The organism is [Clostridium] ultunense DSM 10521 (assembly GCF_000511955.1).
Classification (GTDB): domain Bacteria; phylum Bacillota; class Clostridia; order Tissierellales; family Tepidimicrobiaceae; genus Schnuerera; species Schnuerera ultunensis.
The window spans coordinates 111,371-116,780 of record NZ_AZSU01000002.1; the positions used below are offsets into that span (position 1 = coordinate 111,371).

A 5,410-nucleotide genomic window follows, 5' to 3' on the forward strand; every position below is an offset into this window, starting at 1 on the left:
CCTTCGGTAGGTAGATTTAGGATAACTTTTTCTTTTCTTTGGTGTATTTAGTTTCATTTTTCTTATCTGACGACACATTGAATCATAAGTTCTTCTATAGCCGGCATCTCTTGATTTACGGTAAACCTGTGCCAATCCTTCATGCCGATGATAGCGGTGTTTATGTCGAATCAAATCCAGCTCTTCTTGTGTATGTTGATTAGGATGTGAATGTGGCCTTTTGCTACCATTCGCTAAGGATTGGACCGTACCATCATATTTTTTCCTCCAACGCCATACTTGTTGCCTACTGGTATGATATCTCCTGGCTGCCTTGGCATTATTATTATATTTAATAGCATACTCAACTATCCTTTGACGAAATCTCATCTCTTCTGTTATAATTGTTTTCATAAGGAAAGATCCCTCCGATTTTTGTATGTTATGGTAAACAACATTATATCAGAGGTCTTTCCTTTTTTATTGTTTTCTTGTCACAAATGTATTATCTCATATCATAGTTTTTAAAAGGTGGAGCAAGGCCTTTAAATGTTCAACTTTAATAGGTATAATGGTTTAATACAAAAGTTTATTAAGAACCTTTCAGCTTACATTATTAATTTGGTGTAATTATTTACTCCTTCTGGTATAATATATGTATTAAACGATTTAAGGGTGGTTTTATGTATCAAGCATTGTATAGGCAGTACAGACCTAAGACTTTTGATGAAGTATTAGGTCAAGAACATATAACGACAACGTTAAAAAACCAAATTCAAAAGGGAAATATTGGTCATGCTTATTTGTTTTCTGGAACCAAGGGGACAGGAAAAACTTCCACTGCTAAAATATTTTCAAGGGCAGTAAACTGTTTGAATCCAGTAGAAGGAAATCCTTGTAACGAATGTGAAATATGTAAGGGAATACTAGACGAATCCATAATGGATATTATAGAAATGGATGCAGCAAGTAATAATAGTGTAGATGATATAAGAGAGTTAAGGGATAAAGTAGTCTACCCCCCTGCAAGGGCAAAGTATAAGATATATATAGTTGATGAGGTTCATATGTTATCAAAAGGTGCATTTAATGCCCTATTGAAGACTTTAGAAGAACCGCCTAAACATTTAATATTCATATTAGCTACAACGGAAATGGAAAGATTACCCCAAACTATTCTTTCTAGATGTCAAAGGTTTGATTTTAAACGAATTTTGAACAAGGACATTGTTGCCAACATGGATAAGATATGCAACGAATTAAATGTACCGGTAGAAGAGAAAGCTTTACGCCTAATAGCGAGAAATTCTGATGGGGCCATGAGAGACGCTTTAAGTCTTCTTGATCAATGTTTGTCCTATAAAGATGAAAAGTTAACTTATGAAGATGCATTAGATATATTAGGAATAGCCAATACAGATTTATTATTTTCCATAGTAGATGATATACAGAAAAAGAACCTCGAAAATCTTTTATTTAAAATAGACGAGATAATACAACAGGGAAAGGATATAAACCAATTTATAAAGGATTTAATATACCATTTTAGGAATCTTTTAATCGTAAAAACTTCAAAAAGCTCTGCAGATATTTTGGATATGGACGAGGAAACAGTTTCTATGTATATTGATCAGAGCCAAAATATTGCTCTAGAATTTATTCTAAAATCTTTGGATGTGTTGAATAAAAGTGAAAATGAAGCAAAATGGGCTACTCAACCACGAATAATACTTGAAATGGCAGCTATAAAACTGGTAAACTTAGAAGAGCAGGCTAGCTTAGAGGAGAGAGTTAAAAAGTTAGAGACCATAATTAATAGCGGTGAAATTAAAATCAATGAACCAGCAGTAACTAAGGTAGCAGAAAAACCAAAGAGAAAATTAGAAAAGAGGGAAAATGTTGAGAAGCCTAAGGTTATAGAACCTGTCCAAATATTAGACGATGGAAAGGAATTATCCTTCAAGACCATAAAGAAGGAATGGGGAAAAATATTAGAAATTGTAAGAGAAAACAATATTAGGACTCATGCCTTTTTAAAGGAAGGAAGATTAGTATCTTTTTTAAACAATAACCTTTCTATTGGATATAAGGATGGCTATGGCATCCACATGGAGGCAATGGAAAGGCCTAACAATAAAGAACTTGTAAAAAGAATAGTTTCCTCTTACTTCAACAAAAATATTAATATAAACTTTATCATGGAGGATGGACAGGAAGAAGACCTAAAGGAAGAAGAGAATGACACAATCCAAGAAGTAGTTCATTTCTTTGGAGAAAATATTGTTGAAATAGAATAATTGAAAGGAGAATTAATATGGCAAAAGGTAGATTCCCGGGAATGGGCAATATGGGAAATATGATGAAGCAGATGCAAAAGATGCAAAAACAAATGGAAGAGATACAAAAACAATTGGAGGAAGCAGAGGTAGAGGCTAGTGTAGGTGGTGGTGCAGTTGTTGCTAAAGCTAATGGAAAAAAGGAGATTCTATCCATTACAATAGATGAATCCGTTGTAGATCCCGAAGATGTAGAAATGTTACAAGATTTAGTATTAGCAGCGGTAAATGAAGCATTAAGAAATGCAGAAGAAATGATGGCCAAGGAGATGGGCAAATTAACAGGGGGTATGAATATTCCTGGACTGTTCTAGTGGAAAGGTTGATCTAAATGAATTATTATGCATTACCTATCGCAAATTTGATTGAACAGTTTTCTAAACTTCCAGGCATAGGTAGAAAAACAGCCCAAAGATTAGCTTTTTATATTTTGGAAATGGAACCTTTGGAAGTAGAAAAACTGGCCGCTTCAATTACAGATGCAAAAGAGAAAGTACATTATTGTAGCCAATGCTGCAATTTAACAGATGATGATCTTTGTCATATATGTAAAGATGATAGAAGAGACCAAAGTATAATATGTGTTGTTGAAGGTGCAAGGGATATAATTGCCATGGAAAGAACTAAGGAATTTAATGGATTATATCATGTTCTTCATGGAGTCATATCTCCTATGAAAAACATAGGTCCTGATGAGATTAGGATAAAAGAATTATTAAATAGAGTATATAATGGGCAAGTTGAAGAAGTCATATTAGCCATAAACCCGACAGTGGAAGGGGAGGCTACAGCCTTATATATTGCAAAACTGTTGAAACCCCTAGAAATTAAAACTACAAGAATAGCCCATGGCATTCCAGTGGGAGGAGATTTAGAGTATTTTGATGAAGTAACTCTCTCTAAAGCCATGGAAAATAGGAGGGAATTGTAAGGGGGAGATAGATGGTGTCCCCATAAAATAAAGTTCTTCAACAAGTAAATAAAGTTCTTCAAAAGCAGGAGAAATCTTAGATTAAAATCCAAGAAGCCTCCTGTTTTTTTATATCCCTTTTCCTTTCCTCTTACCCTTCAACCCCTTGAAACTACTACAATTTCCTTCCTTTCCCCTTATCCCTTAAATCTTATTCCTGTTCCAATTCTTGAAGAACTTTATTTTCATTGAAAAATAGGAATGTAGGAAAATGGAGGGTTTGGGGGGATGGGAGCTTGAAGAACTTTATTTTCAGGTTACAGATGGAAAACAATGAAATACTAAAAATGATACTGGCAGAATTAAAATCGGTTAAAGGTGATATGAAATCAGTTAAAGATAAAGTAGAAACGATTAAAGACGATTTGATGAATATATATGAGAATGTTAATGCAATGAAATAGATAGTAGGAAGGAATGGGGTTCACATTAGAGTATTAAAAAATATACCAGTATAATATTATGCGAACTATCACCATGGTTTGAGGGTGAATATTACCTTTAAACTATGGTTTTTATTTGTTATTTTTTAGAAATCTATGGATAAATGTATTATAATAATCTTAATAGACTTAAGAAAGGATGATGGATATGAGATATATCGATTTGAGAAGCGACACTGTAACTCAACCGACGGAAGAAATGAGAAAGGCAATGTATAAGGCTGAACTTGGGGACGATGTATATGGAGATGACCCAACAGTGAATAGATTAGAAGAATTAGCAGCCAAGATGGTAGGTAAAGAAGCGGCTCTATTTATACCTTCTGGTACCATGGGTAACCAAATAGCAATTATGACCCATACTAAATTAGGAGATGAAATAATAGTGGGAGCAAATAGCCATATTGTTAAAAATGAGGTAGGTGCTGCTGCTAGACTTTCAGGGGTTAGTTATTCAATTGTAGATAACCCAGATAATAGGATTTATAAAGAAGATGTATTAAAAAGGATAAGAGGTGAAGATATTCACTATCCGAGTACAGGCTTATTATGTATAGAAAACGCTTTAGCTGATGGTACAGTAGTATCTTTAGAAGAGATGGAGGATTTATACCAAGTTGCTCAAAAAAGTCATATACCGGTACATTTAGACGGGGCTAGGTTATTCAACGCTGCTACCTATTTAAAAGTAGGAGCGAAAGAAATAGCCCAGTATACTGATTCAGTAACCTTTTGTATATCCAAAGGTTTATGTTCTCCCGTAGGATCATTACTCTGCGGTTCTAAAGAGTTCATAAAAAAGGCTAGGAAGATGAGAAAATTACTAGGGGGAGGTATGAGACAAGCAGGGGTTCTTGCAGCTTCTGGAATAATATCCTTAGAAAAAATGGTAGATAGACTTGAAGAAGACCATGAAAATGCAAAATACTTAGCTAATAGATTGAATGAAATAGAAGGCTTTTTTGTTGATATGGACAAGGTCCAAATTAATATGGTATTTTGCCAAATAAAGATAAAGGATTTTAATTCTCACGAATTTGTTCAAGTATTACTAGAAAAAGGGATAAAGGCCAATGATGATGAAGATATAATAAGATTTGTAACTAATAATGACGTAAATAGAAAAGATATTGATTATGCAGTTGATTGTATAAAGAAATATGTAAATAAGAATTAATTTAATAAAATGCGGTCTGAAAATGAATTTTCAGGCCGTATTTTTTGTTAACATCTATTGACAGACGTATTAAAGATTTATAAACATGTAACAATATGCTTATTTTGTTACATGTAAATTTAATATATAACGTGGTATTACTAGTATTTAATTAAGATTATGTTTTAAATTCATCGCATTTATTGTGTAATATAATGTAACGTTATACCCCCTTATGATTATATTTATTACTTTGGAAAGGAGCTAAATTTTAAGGTTCCGAAATCTTTTGAATTAAAAGCTTTGAAATAATAGTTCCTAATCTTATATATTAGTATACTATAAGATAATTAAGGACTAAAATGGTTAATTATATCCATTGATTTTATAGATTATAAAAAACTTATGGAATGTTTTTGAAATATTCCATAAGTTTTTTATTTTTTTGAAGGATTAAGGAGACTTATGTCGAATAATATCTAATATATGGAAGAATGTATTATGAACTTGTTCATTTCATAACATG

6 protein-coding genes are annotated in these 5,410 nt (G+C 32.7%); 5 read left to right on the forward strand and 1 reads right to left on the reverse strand.

Annotated features, from left to right (window positions below; all coding sequences use genetic code 11):
• Positions 1–393, reverse strand: a 393-nt coding sequence (locus tag CUL_RS19660) for a helix-turn-helix domain-containing protein (RefSeq protein ID WP_025640490.1), incomplete at its 3' end; no start/stop codon positions are given.
• A gap of 269 nt (positions 394–662) precedes the next feature.
• On the opposite strand from CUL_RS19660, the gene dnaX reads away from it, so the two are divergent.
• From dnaX to ltaE, 5 genes are all read left to right on the forward strand, one after another.
• A complete protein-coding gene (dnaX, locus tag CUL_RS0103380; protein ID WP_005584358.1) occupies positions 663–2,276 on the forward strand; it encodes a DNA polymerase III subunit gamma/tau in 1,614 nt (537 codons plus the stop codon).
• Positions 2,277–2,293: 17 nt separating this feature from the next.
• Positions 2,294–2,629 (forward strand): YbaB/EbfC family nucleoid-associated protein, encoded by a 336-nt coding sequence (locus tag CUL_RS0103385; RefSeq protein ID WP_005584359.1) that lies wholly within the window; start codon positions 2,294–2,296, stop codon positions 2,627–2,629.
• A gap of 17 nt (positions 2,630–2,646) precedes the next feature.
• Positions 2,647–3,246 (forward strand): recombination mediator RecR, encoded by a 600-nt coding sequence (gene recR, locus CUL_RS0103390; protein WP_005584360.1) that lies wholly within the window; start codon positions 2,647–2,649, stop codon positions 3,244–3,246.
• 275 nt (positions 3,247–3,521) lie between these two features.
• On the forward strand, positions 3,522–3,689 hold the full coding sequence (locus CUL_RS18815) for a hypothetical protein (protein WP_157752614.1): 168 nt from the start codon (positions 3,522–3,524) through the stop codon (positions 3,687–3,689).
• A 187-nt stretch (positions 3,690–3,876) separates the two neighbouring features.
• A complete protein-coding gene (gene ltaE / locus CUL_RS0103400; protein WP_025640491.1) occupies positions 3,877–4,905 on the forward strand; it encodes a low-specificity L-threonine aldolase in 1,029 nt (342 codons plus the stop codon).
• Positions 4,906–5,410: the final 505 nt, after the last annotated feature.

Excerpts from the sequence above, each read along its gene's own strand:
- dnaX (WP_005584358.1), top strand. The coding sequence starts at position 663 with ATGTATCAAGCATTGTATAGGCAGTACAGACCTAAGACTTTTGATGAA.
- recR (WP_005584360.1), top strand. The coding sequence starts at position 2,647 with ATGAATTATTATGCATTACCTATCGCAAATTTGATTGAACAGTTTTCT.
- CUL_RS0103385 (WP_005584359.1), top strand. The coding sequence starts at position 2,294 with ATGGCAAAAGGTAGATTCCCGGGAATGGGCAATATGGGAAATATGATG.
- ltaE (WP_025640491.1), top strand. The coding sequence starts at position 3,877 with ATGAGATATATCGATTTGAGAAGCGACACTGTAACTCAACCGACGGAA.